Raw genomic sequence first — 255 nt, 5'->3', positions numbered from 1 at the left:
CACTGGACTGCGGGAAACGGGCCTGGTTCGACGGCGTATCGGGCATCGAGATCCCGGTGCCGTCAACCAGCTTGACCGGGCGCCCGCGCCACTTCCAGGCAGGCTCGGCCTGCTCATGCAGTTGGCGTCCCGTCTCGCGCGCCAACTCCCGCACCATCGTCAGCGGCAGTCTCTGGCGAGCGCGGCAGTAGCCTCCCGTACGCACACTCATGGGCCGCAGCCCGTCGGCAGCTCGCTGCGCCGCCCACCCGTTGA

General features: G+C 70.2%; 1 pseudogene. It reads right to left on the bottom strand.

Features of this window, described 5'->3' with window-relative positions:
• Nucleotides 1-255, bottom strand: a pseudogene (locus tag F6X37_RS36175) (IS4 family transposase); the annotation flags it as partial.

It is taken from the genome of Paraburkholderia sp. 31.1 (assembly GCF_014397645.1).
Lineage (GTDB): Bacteria > Pseudomonadota > Gammaproteobacteria > Burkholderiales > Burkholderiaceae > Paraburkholderia > Paraburkholderia tuberum.
The sequence above is the reverse complement of the archived record's forward strand: the minus strand, read 5'-3'. Positions and strand labels throughout refer to the sequence as shown.